Source organism: Agaribacillus sp. DX54 (genome assembly GCF_056858335.1).
Map to the genome: position 1 here is coordinate 135,624 of NZ_JBXEQE010000015.1, position 18,336 is coordinate 153,959.

The following is an 18,336-nucleotide window of genomic DNA, read 5'->3' on the forward strand; positions in this document are numbered from 1 at the left end:
TTTCAGGTAACATAAAAACCAATGAAAACCGGACTATGAGATATTTTTTACTAGTAAGTATGCTCTTCTTTTCATTTCCAGAAGTAGTTTCTCAAGATTATCAGTCACTTCAGTTTTCATCCATTACCTCCAATGAAAATTTACCCTCCGATGAATGCAATATGGTTTTTCAGGATAGTGATAATTTTCTATGGTTCGGTACCAATGAGGGGCTCTACCGTTACGATGGTTATGAGGTGAGAGATTTCGATAAACTGGTTAAGTTTTCCTCTAAAAATGTTAAGTTTCATGAGGCCACTGAAGATGAGGCCGGAAAATTGTGGTTTGCGACTTCTAACGGAGTTCTTATATATGACAAAAAAGCGGGTAGTACAGATGTCATCAAACCTACCGAATTAATCAAGGCAAAATCCGTAAGTGATCAGGTACTTGCCATAGACCTGGACAAAAAAGGAAGAATATGGTTTGGGGGATTTACAGGACTGTTTTTGTATGATACCAGGATTGATTCGCTCATTCACTTTCGCTCTGTTAACAGTGGTGGTGGGAATTCCAATATTCGTGATGTGCTGGTATCACAACAGGATATCGTTTGGGTAGCCACCTGGGGATCCGGATTAGCCAAATTCAATGAACAGGATTCCTCTTTCAGCCGGTTCAAGATTTTTAACTTCAGCCATAAAACCGGGAAGCACAATGTAATTAATTCCCTGTATGAATACACTGATAACATTTTGTGGGTGGGTACCTGGGATAATGGCCTCTATGCCGTCGACGTTTCCATACCGCACCGACCCAGGATTATACAATGGCTGGAAAGGAAAAACCACACGGATAATACTATATTGGGCGATATTATTTTTAACATGGTACATGATGACTATGGCAGCCTTTGGGTAGGGTCTCCTCATGGTTTGAGTATCATACAAAACCCATTGTCAGAGAAAATTCATATCCATAATTATGAAAAAAACAAAGGATCTTTAACGAATAGCGTCGTGCGATCTGTGATGAGAGACCGGACAGGGCTCATATGGTTGGGTACCACCGGGGGCGGAGTAAATAAAGCAGATATTCATAAAAAAAAGTTTTATGCATACGCTATTACCGAGGTCGATAGACAAAAGAAGACGCAAACTGTTTATTCCTTTTCGTTTGATCGTCAAAACAGGCTGTTAATAGGCGTAAAAAGCCTGGGATTTGGCAGGTACGATTTCGATAAAGCGCAATTTGTGCACTATTCCGATATCCCCGCATACAGGACATTAGAAAAACTGGACATTAATACAGTAAATAACTTTACCTGGGACCAGGATTCCAACTTATGGATGGGTACAAGATACAAAGGTTTGATTAAGTTTGATCCGGAAAAAGGTAAATACATCCGTTTGTTGCGGGGAAAAGGGAATAAAAAACTAAATGCCAGGAAGATAACTTCCGTGAAAAAAGACGCGAATTATCTATGGGCAGTCACGGAAAATGGTTTATTCAGGGTTACTTTGCACAAACACGGTGGATTTAATAACCATACTGTTAAATACTATAATCCTGAGATCCGGTCATCGGTTTCACTGGAAGGCCAAACCATTTCCGCCATTGCTTTTGACAGGCAGGGTTACCTATATGTATCTACATTTGAAGGACAACTGATAAAATCAGCTATCCCGGTAAGGAAGGGAAAAGATTCCGTAAGATTTGAGTATCTTATAAAAAATACGGGACAGCCCCCCATTTCTATTAACTGTTTATTCTTTGATAGTAAGGACCGGTTATGGATTGGTTCCCTGAATAAAGGCCTGAAAATATGGCATGAATCTACAGGTAAATATCATGCTCCCTTAGCCATCGACAGAATGGATGACCAAATCATATATGCTATCACCGAAGACCATGGCGGCCATATTTGGGCAACTTCCAATCAGGGATTATTACGCCTGAGTGCCGGGGAGGAAGATTACAATATAGACGTATACACATCCGCCAATGGCTTGCAGGGCAATGTATTTATCAAAGGAGCCATGGTGCGCGATAAAAATGGCCATATATATGTCGGTGGTCATAATGGGTTCAACCTTTTTAACCCCGCATCTTTGGAAAAAGAAGACGTATTTATTCCAAAAATTGCTTTTACCCATTTAAAAACCGGCAAAAAGATATTTAATGCACAATCTTTTCACCAAAAGAATCCGTTTGTGATCAAATATGATGACAACCTGTTCTCCATATCTTTTTCCGCGCTCGATATGAGGGCTTCCCCTGAAACCCGTTATGCTTATCAATTAGAAGGTCTGGAGGATAGCTGGCAGATTGTCTCCGCAGATTTAAGGACCGCAACCTATATGAATCTGGAACCGGGTCAATATACCTTCAAGGTGATGGGTACCAACGCCACGGGGAGATGGAATAGTGAAATGGCCGTGTTACCCATCACGGTGACCACTGCGCCTTATTTTACCTGGTGGGCTTATACCTTGTATATCACGACCATACTCGGGGTTATCTTAATGGTTTTTATCCTGTACAGGAATCAAATGAAAGCCAGGCAAAAGCTTAAGATCGAGCATTTGGAAAGAACCAAATCAGAAAAACTAAACCAGTTTAAATTACAGTTTTTCACCAACCTGTCGCATGAATTGCTAACCCCCCTTTCCATACTGTTGATATTATCCGAAAAATTATCCAAATATGATATACCGGAATGTGAAACACTTCCCGGTATGTTCCGGCGGAATGTAGATAAGCTCCATTATCAGATCAAACAGATGCTGCAATTTAGAAAAGCTGAAGCAGGAAATTTGAAGTTGTTGCTGAGCAGGCATAACCTGGATGATATTATCCGGGAAAGTTATGAAAACTACCTGGTGATTTCCGAGGAAAAAAACATCGCTTTCCAATTGAAAACTTCGGGAATCGGGGATGGATTTGTGGACAAAGAAAAACTTGACATTTGCCTGAATAACCTTTTATCAAATGCATTTAAATACACCAAAAAAGGAGGAGTTATTGCATTAGAAGTTGAAAGTCTATGGATAGCGGATGAAAGATGGATGATGATCAAAGTCAAAGATAATGGCCGCGGTATTCCCAAAGAGCATCTTAAGCATATATTCCACCGGTTCTATAGAACATCGGGTGGGAATGATACGGGTATTGGAATAGGATTGGCGCTGACTAAAAACATGGTAAATTTACAAGGAGGTTCGATCAAGGTAGAGAGTGAGCCAGACAGAGGCTCTGTTTTTACCTTACAATTACCCATCTCACTATCTTCTCACCGTGGCAATACCCTGTCTGAAACGAATCCAATGATTCCGGGTGATACACTATCTTACCGAGGTTCAGAAGACCACATGCCAATAAAAGATACCTCAAAGATCACGCGGGGTCAAAAGAAAATCATCCTCATTGTTGACGATAATGAAGATTTTCTAACACTTGTGGCCCTTCAATTGGAAAAGTATTATCATATCATTACTGCGGTAAATGGGAAAGAAGCTTTTGATTTAGCCAATGAAAATGAGGTGGATTTAATTGTTTCCGATTTAATGATTCCCGGAATGGATGGCTATCAGCTCTGCAAGGCTGTTAAAAATGATTTGAATACCAGTCATATTCCTTTCATCATCGTCACAGTCAACGCCAGTGATGATAGCCGGGCCATTGGATATGAAGCTGGGGTAGATTCCTACTTAACCAAACCTATGGATATGCAGGTATTATTCTCTCGTATAGAGTCTTTATTGAAAAAAAGAAACGAAATTCATAAGAAATTTAATACCGGGGCTTTTCTCGAGCCAAATAAAATCGTTACTACCTCCTTTGATGAAAAGGTATTGTCAAAAGCTAAAGCCATTGTGGAAAATCATTTGAGTGACCCGGAACTTACTGTAAAAGTGCTCTGTGATGAATTGGGAATGAGCAATTCCATGTTGTATAGAAAAATCAAGGGCCTGTTGAATCTGACTCCCAATGAATTTATCAGAAACATCCGTTTAAGAAAAGCAGCACAGCTCCTGGAAGACAAAAGTATTCACATATCAGAAGTAGCGTATCAAACAGGTTTTAATGACCTCAGTTATTTTGGTGTTTGTTTTAAAAAACAATATGGAGTAACGCCAAGTGTATTTCAAAAAGAAAACAGCAATGAAAAAAGAGATGTGCTTATTTCAATGAGATCCATTTGATTTTTTTGTTTCTTTTAATTTATGATTTTTCGACTAATTTTTAACTCATCTAGGGATATCAAGGACAGATTGATTGAATGTGAAGATAAAATATACACAAAATCAGCCAAATTGAACATTGAACAAAAATGTGTATGTGTTGAGCTTTACAACGATAATTATGCTTATTAAATGGTGAGTTTTATTACTGTCAATAATTTTGGATTGTTCATACAATGATGGTACCCATAAACCGGAGGCCGAACTACTAAAGCCTTTCTATGCGTTGGGCTAATTATCGGTTACTTATTAACTGAATAAACGTGAAAAATACAATGAGCTTGAAAAAAACTGGTTTTAAACGTATAGCGTTATTCATACTAACGTTGAATGTATCATGTATCCCGGCGCAATATGACATAACCACCGAAACCTTGCTACAGGAAATGCTGGATAGGGATGCCTTGGCAAAAGCAGACAAACATCCCTTTAAAACCCTGCAGGCCAGTAGTTATTCCAGGAAGGCCGTTTCCCCTGACCGGCCCGGATGGTTTGACAATGCTGATGCCAAACAATATATAGGCGTAGAAACCATCGATGGTCGAAAAGAACGGGCGCTTATGGATGTGGAAGGGCCTGGCGTCATCGTACGTTTTTAGAGTACATGGCATGCACATTATTTCTCCCAAGGCACATTGCGGTTTTATTTCGATCATTCCGAAACCCCGCAGATCGAGGGCCGCATCGATGACTTGATTGCATACAACGAACATGTAGGCGAACCTCTTTCCAAAAGAGTATCCGCATTTCTTGAAGATGGCGGTATTTTCGCAGGAAACAATCTCTACTTTCCCTTACCCTTTGCCAAACATTGCAAAGTAACCTACCAGCAAGCAACAGAAGAAGTAGAGGATGTGCTTTACTACCAGATCAACTATCGAAAATACCAAGCGGGCACACGGGTAAAAACCTACCAAAAGGACGATTCTCCTTTCATTGCCCAGCCTATTGGAGATGGTAATAGAAGTCCGGGTATAAGTGTCAATAGCCGCTGGAGGATATTGGACGTAATTCCTTTCGAAAGGTCGCTCAAATTCGACATAGAACTATGGCATTGGGGAAATACCCGGATGGATTATGCACCTACTACCTTTTGGTATGGCACAAAAGAAGCCAAAGCCGAAGTAATGGGTAACATGGAAGCAGTGCAGCTTTCGGTAAAACATTCGGATAAGTTTGAAGGAGAGAGCCTTGAAGTAAAAGAAGTAACCGGAGGAGAAACGCTTACCCAGGCCTTCCTTTCGTATGAGTGGAGTGCCCGGAACCACCTGTATTGGAAAGGGATTAAAAAAGAAGATACACTGAAGACTGTTTTTTATTCTGAAAAAGATAGAAAAGGAAAACTGGATGCCGTTTTCACTCATGCTCCGGAGTATATCACAGTAGATATGTACTTAAACGGCCAACGCATTTTTGAAAACCTGGACTTGTATAGTGATTCGCTAAATCTGAAAAAATACACTGTCGATAATGGTTTTATCAAAAAAGGAAATAACACAGTATTAATGATCGCCAAAGGCGCCAATAAGCAAAACCCAAAGGCCGATCAGTTAGGATTTGACTATTTGAAAATAAGTGAATAATCCATACGAAAACCAAGCTACATGAGATTATCGAAAATATATTTCAATCTATTCACTAAACCCCTATTGGACCCAACAAAAATGAAGAATTTTATAACCATTTTAAGCATGGTGGGATTAATGACCACCACAAGTTGCACCGCGCCCGTTTCCGAAGATAAGAATTTTTCCCTTTATGATATCAACAAATACTATAAAGCCGCTCCTCCGGGCGTTGAGACCCGCTGGATAAGCTCAGAAAATAAGAAAGGAGAAAAGGGCCGAGGCGGAATGACAAACAAAGGAGCTAAAGGAGATGCCTTCAGTATGATTGGCCCCGGCGACACCCTGGTGATCTTCGATCAGCAAGGGCCAGGCGTCATTACTAAAATCTGGATAGCCAATTCTTTTGGGTGGACACAGGAAAACCGCAGAAAAGTTAGTATCCATATGTACTGGGATGGTGAAGCCAAACCCGCTGTATCCGCACCGTTTACAGACTTTTTCGGTATTGGTCTGGGATTGATGCGCCCTTTTGAAAACGTATTTTTTTCCATGCCCGAAGGTCGCTCTTTCAATTGTTCTGTGCCTATGCCTTTCCGCAAATCCGGAAAAGTTGAAATTGTCAATGAATCCGAAAAATTTTTGATGTTCTACTACAAAATCAACCTTGTAAAAGTACTCCAACTGGAAGATGATATCATGTATTTCCACACTTTTTGGAACCGGGATACGGCTACTACAAAAGGGATAGATTATACTATTCTGCCAAAAGTGCAAGGAAGGGGACGCTATCTGGGAACCAACATTGGCGTGATCGGAAATGAAAAATACCGTGGTACGTGGTTTGGTGAGGGGGAAGTAAAGATCTACCTCGATGGAGACCACACATTTCCTACCCTGGTAGGCACCGGTACGGAAGATTATATCGGGACGGGCTGGGGACAAGGAGAATTTATTAATAAAATTCAGGGAAGTACCGTGTCGAACAAAGAACATGACCTCTACACGTTCTATCGCTTCCACACCTACGATCCCGTTTATTTTCACCGGGATTGCCAAGTCACTATCCAGCAAATAGGCAATTCACAGAAAGGAAATATTATCAGAATGAATAAAGAAGGTGCTGACATAACCCCTGTATGGTCATATGTAGAAAATGACGGATACGATGCTGCCAAGCGCTACCTTGACATGGAAAACCCACCCAAAGTGACTGACGAAGAATTTCCGGGTGGTGTTTCTACCAACTTCTATCGTGACGACGACGTCTCTGCCACCGCCTACTTCTATTTGGATAAACCCTCTTCTAATCTTCCGGTACTACCCGCTGTGGATATCAGAATGAAAGACATTGTAGAGAAGGTATACACAAGGCTTGGAGAAATGTAAAAATAATTTTGGAATGTCCGGGTGTATTTAAAAATTTTGCATCCAAATAACCACATTTAAATATGAAGCGTATAGTCGGTAAAATCATTTTTCTATCTCTGATTGTCGCTGCTTTTAATAGCGCGGTAAATGCTCAGCAATACACAGCCGATTGGGAATCGTTGGACAGCCGGCCGGTGGCAGGATGGTTTGAAGATGCCAAATTTGGCATCTTTATCCATTGGGGACCATACTCTGTACCCTCCTGGTCGCCAAAGGGCACCTACGAAGAGTGGTACCTTCAGTGGTTTACCAGCCAATCCATTTTCGGCAATGGAAAATTTACCGGACAGGAAATCCCTGAATTCCACAAAAAGACCTATGGAGAAGACTTCAATTACATTGACTTCGCCAAGCTGTGGAAAGCAGAGCTATATAACCCGGTGAAGTGGGCGGAATTATTCAAAAGATCGGGTGCCAAATACGTTATCATGACTTCCAAACACCACGACGGCTTTACGCTATGGCCTGACAAGCATTCCACTGAATCACGAGGCTACCTGTGGAGTAGCACCGAGACCGGGCCCAAAAGAGATTTAGTGGGAGACTATGTAAAAGCCATGAAAGATGCCGGCTTGAAAGCCGGGCTTTATTACTCCCTCTACGAATGGTATCACCCATGGTACCGCGCCGGCCTGGACAAATTTGTGAGCGATTATTACCATCCCCAATTCAAGGACTTGGTGACGAACTATAAACCAGACCTCATTTATGCCGATGGCGAATGGGAAAAAGACGATACCTACTGGAAGAGCACCGAACTCCTGGCCTGGCTGTTTAACGAGTCCCCGGTAAAAGAACATGTGGTTATCAACGACCGGTGGGTTAAAGGCCAGCGTCACAAACATGGAGGTTACTTCACCACAGAATATCTCAGGGAAGAAGTGAACTTCGATAAGCCCTGGGAGGAAATCAGAGGGATGGGGCTATCCTTCGGCTACAATCGAAACGAGGACATAGAAGACTACAACTCTGCACAGATGCTGATTCTCATGCTGGCCGATATTGTAAGCCAGGGAGGAAACCTGTGCATAAACGTAGGACCTACCGCGGCTGGAAAAATCCCCGTCATCATGCAGGAGCGGCTACTGCAAATCGGTAAGTGGCTGGAAACCAACGGAGAGGCTATATACGGAACCCGTAAGTGGAAACGCCCCTTCCAGTGGTCCGCCGGCGACCGGGAATTTGAATTATTAGAAGAAGGCCAGTCGTATGTAGAGGGAGATTACATCCTCAAGCAGACCATAGACCAACAGCCGGGTAAAGCGGTGAAAGAACTATTCTTCACCTCCAAAGGAAATAATGTCTATGCCATTAGTCCGAAGTGGCCGGGTAAAAAACTGACAATCAAAAACATAAAAGTAAAGAAAGGTAGCAAAGTAGAATTGCTGGCTACGGGGGAATCATTGGAATACACCACTTCCGGCAAAGACCTTACTATTGCCTTGCCCGATTTCGATCCTAATGATTATGAACTCGAAGACTATAATGCCTTTGTATTCAAAATCACTAATGCTAAATAAAAAATCATTTTTTAAAACCGATACAATACAAAAGACACCGTTTAATCGATACCATCCTTATCATCGAAAAAGAAGGCATTCCAAAGCTTGAATGGTTTGCTTCTGAACTTCGCGTGAGTAAGAGATATTTGAGTGATTTAGTCCAAAGCAGTTTATTGCCTCATATTCAAAGAATTAAGGAAATCATTATAGCAAAGAATAGGGGAGGTCCCCAACTGCTCGTTGCTCTCCATTTCTGCTTGAATTCTCTCGATCTTCACTCCGGCATATTTGTAAGCGTCCTTACCCAGAAATAAATGCACAAGAGGTGCTTCTTGCTCACTTACTTCTATCAGCACTTCAGCCGCCTTTTCAGGATCATTGGGTTGGTTACCATCGATTTCATTCAGGTGAGCTTGTTCCGATTCGCGAGCAGACGCATAGGCAGCAATTGGATGAGCAGGTGTTTGCACCGAGCCTTTTGACAGGAAATTGGTTCGGAAATATCCCGGATACACCAGGGTTACCTCGACGCCAAATCCATTCATTTCTTCTGCCAATGCTTCTGTAAATCCAGCAACTGCAAACTTGGTGGCACAATACACCCCAAACCCTGGAAAGCTGCCTATATAGCCACCTATTGAAGAAATATTAAAAATGTGTCCGGATCCCTGTTCTCGTAAGAAAGGGGTTGAGTGACGAATCACGTTTAGTGAGCCGAAAACATTTACATCGAAACTGCTTTTAACTTCTTGGTCAGTTAACTCTTCCAGGGTTCCTATCTGACCGAAACCTGCATTGTTGACAATCACGTCAATTCTTCCGAAATGACCGACTGTTTTAGTAACTACTTCTTTGACATTGTTGTCATCGGTTACATCCATTTCTATAGGGAGAAAGGTGTCGGAAACATCACCTGTTTCATTGCGAAGAGATGCTGCGTTGCGAGAAGTAGCTGCGACGCGATAACCATTTGCCAGGAGTTTTTTTACCAGCGTGAGGCCCAGGCCTTTCGAAGCTCCGGTTACAAACCATACTTTCTTTGTATTCATAATTTTTTAGTTTTAGTTATGATACAAAGTTGATCTCGAAGCTTATCTTTTCATTACGCTATCCAAATCAGAAGTTATCAAAATCAAACATTTCTAAATCCGGAAGGTGTAATCTCCTGATGTTGTTTAAAAAATTTATTGAAATGAGTTACTTCGTTGAAACCAAGTGCGTAAGCAATTTCTGAAATGTTCCACGCACTGTGTTTCAGCAAAATCTTTGCTTCCTGGAGAATACGTTCCTGAATAATCTCTGAAGTGGACTTTTCAGTGGTCTTTTTTAAGGCCCTGTTCAGATGATCAACATGTATGGCTAACTGATCTGCAAAAGCAGCCGGAGTGCGTAGGTTTAACCGCTGGTGCGTATCATCGATAGGAAATTGTCTTTCCAGAAGCTCCAGGAAAACAGTCGTGATCCTTCGGGATGCATTGGTTTCCCTTTTCTCAAGCAGCATAGTGTACCTTATTGTTCCCTTTGATAAGGCTTATCTTAAAATAGTCTCTTCGACTGTAGGGTACGGGTTTAGCATTTTTACCGACAAATGGTTCTAACCTGAATACATTGAAGTGCCCAATCTCCTGGCGCACACTATCCGGTACCCAATTAAGTTTGCGCTTATAAAACTCCTCAATGCTTTCTAATGAATTCATAGAGCAAAGTTACAAAATTCAAACATGTTTCATGCTGTGCTACTGAAGTTTACTCATACCTGATTAAAGGGCTGTCTGAATGCTAATGGTGAGTAATTAAAACTACTCCATTTTCAAAAATTTGTATTTCCCACTCGGTTCATTCGGAATCTCGCTACACCTTTCAAAATTTACATCCAGTTCCTCCAAATGCATAACTTCGATCACTTCCTGGTGGACAGTTTCATCTGAGATGCCATTATCAACGATATATTTTACCAACAGGGAGCCATCTTTTTTCAGCAGCAACTGAATTTTTTTTAATCCGTTGATATTTAAGGCCGCGTGGAGTAAATTTTGTGCATGAAGTTTTCTCCCATCTTTTAGTGGCAAAACATCGACATCGCGGCCGTCGATAGACTTAAAATGTAGATAGGTGGTTTTGCAATGATCCTGTGACCCGGAGAGTGTGATCAAATCACCTGTTTCATACCGAATTAGCGGTGTCGTGTACTGATTTAAAGCTGTAAAAAGCACTTTACCCTGCTCCCCGTTTTTTACAGAGATGTAGGAGTCATCAACGACTTCTGCTAAAAACGCTCTTTCATTGATACATAATTCATGGCAATGTGTACAGGAATAACCCATTATCCCCAATTCCCACGCGCCATACCTTTGAAGTCCGGGCATTCCAAATGCTTTATTGAATTTTTCAACATGATGTTCCTTTTTAACCTCCCCGCCAGTGTTTAATAAACGCAGTCCTGGCAAATGCTCCTCATGGTCGATAAGCCAATCGGCTATCTGCTCAATGCCGGTGGGCATCCCATTTAAGAGTTGTGGTTTAATTTTTTTTATTTGTATTACCTGCTTTTCAATGGGCTGGTGGATGTCCACATCGAATTTTTTTTTGTTGATCAGCTTTTGAAAGAATGAATATTTCTCGTGTGGTATCTCCCGCGTTAAATAGACAACCTTCCACCATGGTACCCAGCCGTAGCCCAGCATAAAACGTAACAGGTTTAACTGGCGCAGGGTATTTTCTTTTTTGGATATTTTAACCCTTAGCGGACTTCCACTGGTACCTGCTGAGGCCATCTCCAATAGTTGTTCCGGATTTGCTTTCTCCGATGTTAACTCCTCGATACGGCATTTTCTTAGTTCCCTGGAGGTAACCATCGGTAGTTTTTGAATGTCTTCCAATGAAGACATGGTTAGATCGATGCCGTGATATTTTTTCCGGTAGAAGGGTACATTTTCATAGGCATGGTGTACAATTTCCTGTAGTTTTCTCAACTGATACCGGCTTATAAGCTCCCTGTTTTTATAGGGAAATCGAAATGCCTTGATAAATTCTACAAATGGGTTCAATGACATTGGTTTGTTTTGTTGGTAAATAGTGTTGGAATCAGGGGCCAAATATAACCATAATTCACTTTACATTGTACTCACCAATAACTCCCTGATATCCACCTCCAAAATCTCCGCCATTCTTTTCAAATCCTTCAAATGAGGTTGAGACTTGTTATTGCAAATAGCTGTCATGGCCGTGGTGCTAATTCCCATCTGCTCTGCCAACCATTTCTGTGATTTCCCTTGAATGACAAGTACTTCTTTGACTCTATTGATTCGATCTTCCATAAAGTTATAATACTCGAAAATAGGTATTAATAGGGGTAAAAACACAAGTATTACTTAGATATTTGTAAGTTATACTTATTTTTATGTAAGAAAAATTAAATTTATACTTAATTTTATATAATTTAAACTTATATTTATGTAAGATTTACTTGTATAAACGAATATAATATATCTAAGTCAGTCATGTCCAAATCAAGAAAGCGATCAAGTAAACGGCCTGAAGTCAGGAGTTTAAAAATTCAGTCGAAAACAAGATTTAACAGGTACAGCCAGCGAGATGTACCGGAGATTAAACTTTTTGGAAATTGGTTAGAGAAATCAGGTTTTATTTATGGACAAAGAGTCTTGATCACAACAATGGGTCGATTGTTAGTCATACAGTTAGAAGAAGAATAGTAGAAGCTGAAGCTATGGTGTCTGCAAGAGAAATAGATGAAATAACGATAGAGAAAACCTGGTTGGATATGACTAGAAGTAAGCGTTAAGAAATGATCCAGTGGATCATTTAGAGAGCATTCAGCTTGGGGCGAGCCCCCTAAAAAGGGAGCTCTGAAATGCACAACTCATACCACAAGACACGAAAGTAGAAATCTCTAATGCCACCTAAACGAGAGGCACGAATGCCGTACGAACAACGCTGATAACGAGCGCCTAGCCACCACCAACCAAGAAACCTGAAACGAAATAAATACTGATACATAATAATATAAAGTATAAAGTGACACTATGGCAACCCAGCCTACTACCCTTCCGCTGATGAAACACGCCAGAGAAAGCGATACAATCGGTTGGACTGAGGCTAATGCAAGGGGCAAGGCTAGTTTACGGCGTGGTGGGTTTTGAGCGTTAGCTAAATAAGCCTTGATTCATTTTACCCTTGTATTTCCCGAACCAACAACCGGAACTTTGCTTTTTTCTGTGTGTGGGAATAATTCCCTAATACTTTAACTTTAAAAGATATACTAATGAATGATGCTATGAATTACGATGAAACAATTCTATCAACAAAACAAACAATAGAGGCTGTCGTGATAAAGGAATTTAAGTATTTGGTTTACCAAGATGGTGCTCCATATATCAAATTTTTATTATTTGCAACTGTCTTAGAATTTTTGGGAGCTTGTCTTGATAGTTTTCCATTTAATGAAGAAAAGAGATCGGAAGAACGCTTTAAATAATGCTTTAAAAAAGTTGCTTCCGAATAAATACAAAACTCTAGCCAATGCAGGTTCTGGACACTATCTGTATACAGGATTTAGGTGTGAGATGGTACATAGATTAAAACCAAATGGTTTTGCGTTCACAACTCGAAAAGAAGCATTGAAAGAAAATAACAAACATCTAAAAATGGATTCTGCTGAATCAAAGGTCATGCCCTTAGTGAAGGGGATATAGGAGGATTGTTGCTAATTTGAAGTTTCATGAGAATTCATTCGTGATAATGTCTAATATTTAAATACTATATTTTAGATTGATAAGTATAAAGTTCATAATATTTTCCTTCTTTACTGATTAATTGATTATGATTACCTTGCTCTATGATTTTTCCGGCTTCGATTACCAAAATTTGATCTGCTTTTTTTATGGTACTTAATCGATGTGCAATAACTATACTTGTTCGATCTTTAACTAACTCTGAAAGTGATTTTTGGATTAAAGTTTCGCTGTGAGTATCCAAATTTGAAGTAGCCTCATCTAAAATAATTATTTTAGGGTCGGCTAAAATAGCACGAGCTATATTAATTCGTTGTCGCTGACCGCCAGATAACTTTACACCTCGTTCTCCTATTAGAGTATCTAACCCTTTTTCAAATCGGTCTGTAAATTCATCAACATATCCTGCTTTTACTGCTTTTTGTAATTCCTTTTCAGAAGCTTTAGGTTTGGGAAATAGTATGTTTTCACGAATAGAACCTTCAAATAAAAAATCATCTTGTAGCACAACGCCTAAATATTTTCTAAAACTACTTAATTTTACTTTGGACAAATCTTTTCCATCTATTGTTATTGTCCCAGATTGTGGGGTTAAAAAGGAAGCAGATAATGCTGCTATTGTTGATTTTCCGGAACCAGAACTACCGACTAAAGCGATAACGGAACCCGCTTTCGCCTTAAAATTTATATTATGAAGAACCTTTTTACCTTCTTTGTAGAAAAAGGATACGTTGTTAAATTCTATATCACCCTTTAATTTATCTAAAATTATATTACGATTATTTAATTCTTCTTCCGGAGTGACGTTCATTAACTCTTCGGTTCTATCTAAACCGGCGAAGGCCTCTGTTAACAGACTTCCAAGTTCACTTATTTGTCTAATTGGATTAATCATATAAGCTAGAAGCAAAGAGAAAAACAAAAATTCACCAACCGTTAGTTTTCCATTAATTATGAGATAACCTCCAACACCCATAATAACAAGGGAAGCCAATCCTATTAAAAAAATGGCTGAACTTCTCAGAATAGCTTGAGAGATTAACGCCTTCTTTGTATTAAAAAATAAAAGCTCTGCACCTTTTTTAAAACTATTATTCTCTTGTTTTTCTGCATTAAACCCTTTGATCACTCGTACACCAGCTAATGTTTCTGTTAATCTACCACTAACTTCTGCATTAATTTTTCTCCCATCTCTAAAAATAGGTCGAATATGTTTGAATGTTTTTAAGGCGACATAACCAAAAATAGATACAGGTAAAAATGCAGAAAGTGTCATTAAAGGACTAATTTGTATCAGTAAAACTATTGCAACAACTGCCGTTATAATTGCTCCAACAAATTCTACCAACCCGGTACCAATTAGATTTCTAATACCTTGAATGTCATTCATTATTCTTGATACCAAGGCCCCAGATGTATGATTATCAAAAAAACTTACAGGCAATGAAAGTACTTTCTTTTGTACTTGGGTCCTTAATTCTAAAATAAGATCATGCGCTTGTACACCTAAAATACGAGTTAATAAAAAAGAGGTAATAGCTTGTACGAGCAATGCGATAGCTACAACAAATAATAAGTTATAGAGTCCGGAAATGTCTTTATTGGGTATTATCTCATCTACCAAAAACTTAGATTTCCATGGTAATATTAAAGCTGAGAGACGATTAATAATAATTAATATTAATCCTACAATAATAATTTTTCTTTTTGGCCAAATGATTGTTTTAAAAACATTTGAAATCTTGACACCTCTTTTTTTTTCTGGCATAATACAAACCTAAAAAAAGAAATTGTAACAATAAATTATTTAGAATTATTTTAAATAATATATGATTTAGAATTATTTTAAATTATATTAGTGACTATTAATAATGGTTTACTAAAAGCTACAACAAAGGCCCCTCTGCCTTTGATCTGTAGTGGACGCCACGCGGCTGGGAAACGTATAAACCAAAACTCCGACAGGCCGATGCTCAATTTAGGGCATAGAGCGGTCGCTGCGCGGTAGACTAAACCAAGCCGAATATGAGCACTTATTGCCCGTATTTGATGAACTAGTCAACCAGAACATTATGCACTACACACTGAAAGGAAAGCGCAGGGCAAAAAACTGCCTTACGGAAGCCAAGAATAGCAGCTTATCGGGTAGCCGGGCCAAACTGGGCGGCACCCCGCTGGATTTCATTCTCCTATATTTAAAACATAATCGCGCGGCGAACCGTCCGAACCAAGCCTATCACGGTTGTATGTTTGAGATATCCCAAGCGAAAGTGAGTGATCGGATCGCCGAGCGATGGGTATGCTTTCTATGCCCTGTGCTGGAAACAGCACTGACTAAACTAGGTCATATGCCACAGACGGGTAGTTCTTACCAGCACTTCCGACAAACCGACAAAGGCATCCTGGCAGATGTAACGGAACGCCCCGTTCCCAGACGTTCTGGTTATCAGGCACAAAAGGAAGAGTACAGCCACCGTGGCAGCGGCGGCGAGAAGAAGTCGCATACTGTGAAGAACTTAGCAATCACCGGCTTACAGGGCTGTTGCTTATTCTTGAGTGATACGTATGAAGGTGCTATGCATGATAAAACCCTGTGGGATGAACTTCATGTCGACCTGAAGGGCTGTCCTGTACTCGCTGATCTAGGGTTCATCGGGACTGATAAGGGCTGCTTTAGCATACAGAAATTAATCAAAAAGTAAAGTCAATTTTGACCTCTGAACATATTTTCGTGATAAGACAATGAATAGCATATTAAACACAAAGCCAAAAATCATAGCAATCCCTTTTGCTGGAGGCAATAAGTATAGTTTTAACGAAATACAGAAACACATAATACAGGATTTTGAATGGATCACACTAGAGTTGCCAGGAAGAGGTAGTCGATTTGGTGAGCCTCTTTTGGATAAGGTTTCTGATATGGTAAATGATTTATATAGAAATATTCAAATTCATATTTCAGGAGGGGATTATATTCTTTGTGGTCATAGCATGGGAACACTATTGGGCTACGAACTGGTTAAAAAAATGATTAAGAACAATTTGAAATTACCAACCTGTTTATTTTTTACAGGAAGAGGAGCCCCTGAGTATAGCCGTTTTCTTAATAAAAAATCAATACTACCTCAAGAATCGTTTTGGAAAGAAATTACAAAGATAGGAGGTATGCCAAAAGATATTTTGGATCAAAAAGACTTATTGGACGTGTATTATCCAATCTTGAAAAATGATTTTAAAGCAGTTGAAAATTATATATACACTAAATCGAAAATACCTTTCTCAATTCCTATTCATATTATAATGGGAGAAGACGAAATAGGAGAAGAGGAAGAAAAGACTTCAATACATGACATGAAAGCCTGGGCAAATGAGACTGACGCCACTTGTAGTTTCGAAGTTGTACCTGGCAATCATTTTTTTGTGCTGGATGAGGCAAAAATGATAGCTCAGAAAATTATGAATGCTTTCTAAGCTTATTAAGAATTTAAAAAAAGGAACCCTATTGAGATGAAGAAGAAAACAAAACTGCACTTAGCACAACAAGATGTTTATTATGAGCAGATACTCAATCCAAAGAGTTCATTATATAACATGGGAGGCTATGTTACTTTCAAAGGAAAATTTGATGCTTCTCAATTTAAAACAATCATTGAAGAATGCTCCAAAGTATTTGATATTTATAATATCAAATTTGATTTTACAGGAGATGAACCTTTGCAGTATTTAGATGATTCATCAGAACCAGTTATCGTTGATGAATTAGATGTTTCATCATCAGTTGAGCCAGAAAAAAAGGCCCTGGACTGGATGCAAAATCAGTTTGATACAGCTTTTGATTTAGAACAAGAAAAACTATATCGGCTTACACTCATAAAAGTATCAGAGAATAAAACCTATCTATTTATCTGTTTTCATCATTTAATAACAGATGGGATTGCGATTGCGATATTTATAAATCATATAGTTGATGAGTATAAGATCTTTTTAAATGGTGATAAACCGTCTGCAATGGTTTATCCTTCTTACCTCGAAGCTGTGCAAACAAGTATTGATTACTTAGCATCACCACAATATGAGCAAGACGCAAAATATTGGAGAGAGAAATTTGATGTTGTTCCTGATCTGATACTCAATCAGAAAACGCAAAAAGAAGGTAAAGGTCTTTCATTTTCAATGCCTATTTCCGAGTCGGACAGCGCCTTACTCAATCGCTTGAGTGAACGGACTAAGGTAAATGTATCTCAACTAACCATAGCGGCCTTGTTGTTATATTTTGGAAAAACAACAGGGCAGCAAGTATTTAGTTTTGGACTCCCTCTACATAAAAGACGGGGCAGAAAAGAGCGTAAAACGGTAGGAATGTTTTCGGGAATTCTTCCGTTTAAATATGAATTTACCTCAGACCAGCTACTGTCAGAAGTTCTTTTGGATATCAGACAAACTCAACGTAATGACTTTAGGCACGGACTTTACCCTATCTCGCATGTAAACAGATCTCTCAAACTGCTTTCTGAAAATCGTCTGCAACTTTTTGATATTGTAATAAATTATGAACTCCTTCCATTGCCTGATTCTGTGAATTCGTCTGTTAGTTTGCAATTCAAAGAGTTAAAAAGTACAACGGATTTAGAGGCTCCTTTAGCAATTCGTTGGTTTGAATATGGTCAGGATTCACCATTAGAATTACACATTGATTACTCAGAAAATTACTTTAATCAAGAGGAAATAGAATTGTTGTTGAAAAGGTTGCTCTTTATTCTCAGACAATTCGATACTGGTTTGGATCAACCCGTCAGGGACATTTCAACTATACCTGATGAAGAGACGCATCAATTATTAGAAGTGTTCAATGATACAGGGGTTA

The 18,336-nt window shown here is 39.4% G+C and carries 16 protein-coding genes; 10 read left to right on the top strand and 6 right to left on the bottom strand.

The window, feature by feature from the left end; genetic code table 11:
* Window positions 1–35 precede the first annotated feature (35 nt).
* From AC04NP_RS16895 to AC04NP_RS16915, 5 genes are all read left to right on the top strand, one after another.
* A complete protein-coding gene (locus AC04NP_RS16895) occupies window positions 36–4,184 on the top strand; it encodes a hybrid sensor histidine kinase/response regulator (RefSeq protein WP_482861013.1) in 4,149 nt (1,382 codons plus the stop codon).
* A gap of 314 nt (window positions 4,185–4,498) precedes the next feature.
* Window positions 4,499–4,822, top strand: a complete 324-nt coding sequence (locus AC04NP_RS16900; RefSeq protein WP_482861014.1) for a hypothetical protein — start codon at window positions 4,499–4,501, stop codon at window positions 4,820–4,822.
* A gap of 36 nt (window positions 4,823–4,858) precedes the next feature.
* The gene (locus tag AC04NP_RS16905; RefSeq protein WP_482861015.1) at window positions 4,859–5,806 is read left to right on the top strand and encodes a DUF2961 domain-containing protein; all 948 of its coding nucleotides are present in this window, start codon (window positions 4,859–4,861) and stop codon (window positions 5,804–5,806) included.
* A gap of 81 nt (window positions 5,807–5,887) precedes the next feature.
* Complete coding sequence (locus AC04NP_RS16910; protein ID WP_482861016.1) at window positions 5,888–7,177, top strand: glycoside hydrolase family 172 protein; 1,290 nt, start codon at window positions 5,888–5,890, stop codon at window positions 7,175–7,177.
* A gap of 62 nt (window positions 7,178–7,239) precedes the next feature.
* Window positions 7,240–8,739 (top strand): alpha-L-fucosidase, encoded by a 1,500-nt coding sequence (locus tag AC04NP_RS16915; RefSeq protein ID WP_482861018.1) that lies wholly within the window; start codon window positions 7,240–7,242, stop codon window positions 8,737–8,739.
* Window positions 8,740–8,891: 152 nt separating this feature from the next.
* Here the strand turns inward: AC04NP_RS16915 and AC04NP_RS16920 are convergent, their stop codons facing one another.
* The 5 genes from AC04NP_RS16920 to AC04NP_RS16940 all read right to left on the bottom strand — a co-directional run bounded on the left by AC04NP_RS16920 (window position 8,892) and on the right by AC04NP_RS16940 (window position 12,038).
* Window positions 8,892–9,770 (bottom strand): SDR family oxidoreductase, encoded by an 879-nt coding sequence (locus AC04NP_RS16920; protein WP_482861019.1) that lies wholly within the window; start codon window positions 9,768–9,770, stop codon window positions 8,892–8,894.
* An 83-nt stretch (window positions 9,771–9,853) separates the two neighbouring features.
* A complete protein-coding gene (locus AC04NP_RS16925) occupies window positions 9,854–10,222 on the bottom strand; it encodes a helix-turn-helix transcriptional regulator (RefSeq protein WP_482861020.1) in 369 nt (122 codons plus the stop codon).
* Window positions 10,212–10,418, bottom strand: a complete 207-nt coding sequence (locus AC04NP_RS16930) for a hypothetical protein (protein WP_482861021.1) — start codon at window positions 10,416–10,418, stop codon at window positions 10,212–10,214. Before AC04NP_RS16930 ends, AC04NP_RS16925 begins: the two co-directional genes overlap by 11 nt.
* A gap of 102 nt (window positions 10,419–10,520) precedes the next feature.
* A complete protein-coding gene (locus AC04NP_RS16935) occupies window positions 10,521–11,774 on the bottom strand; it encodes a phenylacetate--CoA ligase family protein (protein WP_482861022.1) in 1,254 nt (417 codons plus the stop codon).
* A gap of 60 nt (window positions 11,775–11,834) precedes the next feature.
* On the bottom strand, window positions 11,835–12,038 hold the full coding sequence (locus tag AC04NP_RS16940) for a helix-turn-helix transcriptional regulator (protein WP_482861023.1): 204 nt from the start codon (window positions 12,036–12,038) through the stop codon (window positions 11,835–11,837).
* Between the two features lie 183 nt (window positions 12,039–12,221).
* Here AC04NP_RS16940 and AC04NP_RS16945 point away from each other — a divergent pair, with 183 nt between their 5' ends.
* Both AC04NP_RS16945 and AC04NP_RS16950 read left to right on the top strand, forming a co-directional pair.
* Entirely contained in the window at window positions 12,222–12,434 is a 213-nt protein-coding gene (locus AC04NP_RS16945) for a SymE family type I addiction module toxin (RefSeq protein WP_482861024.1), read from the top strand.
* 569 nt (window positions 12,435–13,003) lie between these two features.
* Window positions 13,004–13,216 (top strand): hypothetical protein, encoded by a 213-nt coding sequence (locus AC04NP_RS16950; RefSeq protein ID WP_482861025.1) that lies wholly within the window; start codon window positions 13,004–13,006, stop codon window positions 13,214–13,216.
* Window positions 13,217–13,497: 281 nt separating this feature from the next.
* Here the strand turns inward: AC04NP_RS16950 and AC04NP_RS16955 are convergent, their stop codons facing one another.
* Complete coding sequence (locus tag AC04NP_RS16955) at window positions 13,498–15,240, bottom strand: ABC transporter ATP-binding protein (RefSeq protein ID WP_482861026.1); 1,743 nt, start codon at window positions 15,238–15,240, stop codon at window positions 13,498–13,500.
* 304 nt (window positions 15,241–15,544) lie between these two features.
* On the opposite strand from AC04NP_RS16955, the gene AC04NP_RS16960 reads away from it, so the two are divergent.
* The 3 genes from AC04NP_RS16960 to AC04NP_RS16970 all read left to right on the top strand — a co-directional run.
* On the top strand, window positions 15,545–16,174 hold the full coding sequence (locus AC04NP_RS16960; RefSeq protein WP_482861027.1) for a transposase family protein: 630 nt from the start codon (window positions 15,545–15,547) through the stop codon (window positions 16,172–16,174).
* Window positions 16,175–16,214: 40 nt separating this feature from the next.
* A complete protein-coding gene (locus tag AC04NP_RS16965; protein WP_482861028.1) occupies window positions 16,215–16,943 on the top strand; it encodes a thioesterase II family protein in 729 nt (242 codons plus the stop codon).
* Window positions 16,944–16,979: 36 nt separating this feature from the next.
* The coding region (locus AC04NP_RS16970; protein WP_482861029.1) for a condensation domain-containing protein at window positions 16,980–18,336 on the top strand (1,357 nt) is incomplete at its 3' end.

Bases quoted from the DNA above. Each gene is read 5' to 3' on its own strand.
- AC04NP_RS16895 (WP_482861013.1), top strand. From the start codon at position 36: ATGAGATATTTTTTACTAGTAAGTATGCTCTTCTTTTCATTTCCAGAA.
- AC04NP_RS16900 (WP_482861014.1), top strand. From the start codon at position 4,499: ATGAGCTTGAAAAAAACTGGTTTTAAACGTATAGCGTTATTCATACTA.
- AC04NP_RS16910 (WP_482861016.1), top strand. From the start codon at position 5,888: ATGAAGAATTTTATAACCATTTTAAGCATGGTGGGATTAATGACCACC.
- AC04NP_RS16915 (WP_482861018.1), top strand. From the start codon at position 7,240: ATGAAGCGTATAGTCGGTAAAATCATTTTTCTATCTCTGATTGTCGCT.
- AC04NP_RS16920 (WP_482861019.1), bottom strand. From the start codon at position 9,770: ATGAATACAAAGAAAGTATGGTTTGTAACCGGAGCTTCGAAAGGCCTG.
- AC04NP_RS16925 (WP_482861020.1), bottom strand. From the start codon at position 10,222: ATGCTGCTTGAGAAAAGGGAAACCAATGCATCCCGAAGGATCACGACT.
- AC04NP_RS16930 (WP_482861021.1), bottom strand. From the start codon at position 10,418: ATGAATTCATTAGAAAGCATTGAGGAGTTTTATAAGCGCAAACTTAAT.
- AC04NP_RS16935 (WP_482861022.1), bottom strand. From the start codon at position 11,774: ATGTCATTGAACCCATTTGTAGAATTTATCAAGGCATTTCGATTTCCC.
- AC04NP_RS16940 (WP_482861023.1), bottom strand. From the start codon at position 12,038: ATGGAAGATCGAATCAATAGAGTCAAAGAAGTACTTGTCATTCAAGGG.
- AC04NP_RS16945 (WP_482861024.1), top strand. From the start codon at position 12,222: ATGTCCAAATCAAGAAAGCGATCAAGTAAACGGCCTGAAGTCAGGAGT.
- AC04NP_RS16950 (WP_482861025.1), top strand. From the start codon at position 13,004: ATGAATGATGCTATGAATTACGATGAAACAATTCTATCAACAAAACAA.
- AC04NP_RS16955 (WP_482861026.1), bottom strand. From the start codon at position 15,240: ATGCCAGAAAAAAAAAGAGGTGTCAAGATTTCAAATGTTTTTAAAACA.
- AC04NP_RS16960 (WP_482861027.1), top strand. From the start codon at position 15,545: ATGCACTACACACTGAAAGGAAAGCGCAGGGCAAAAAACTGCCTTACG.
- AC04NP_RS16965 (WP_482861028.1), top strand. From the start codon at position 16,215: ATGAATAGCATATTAAACACAAAGCCAAAAATCATAGCAATCCCTTTT.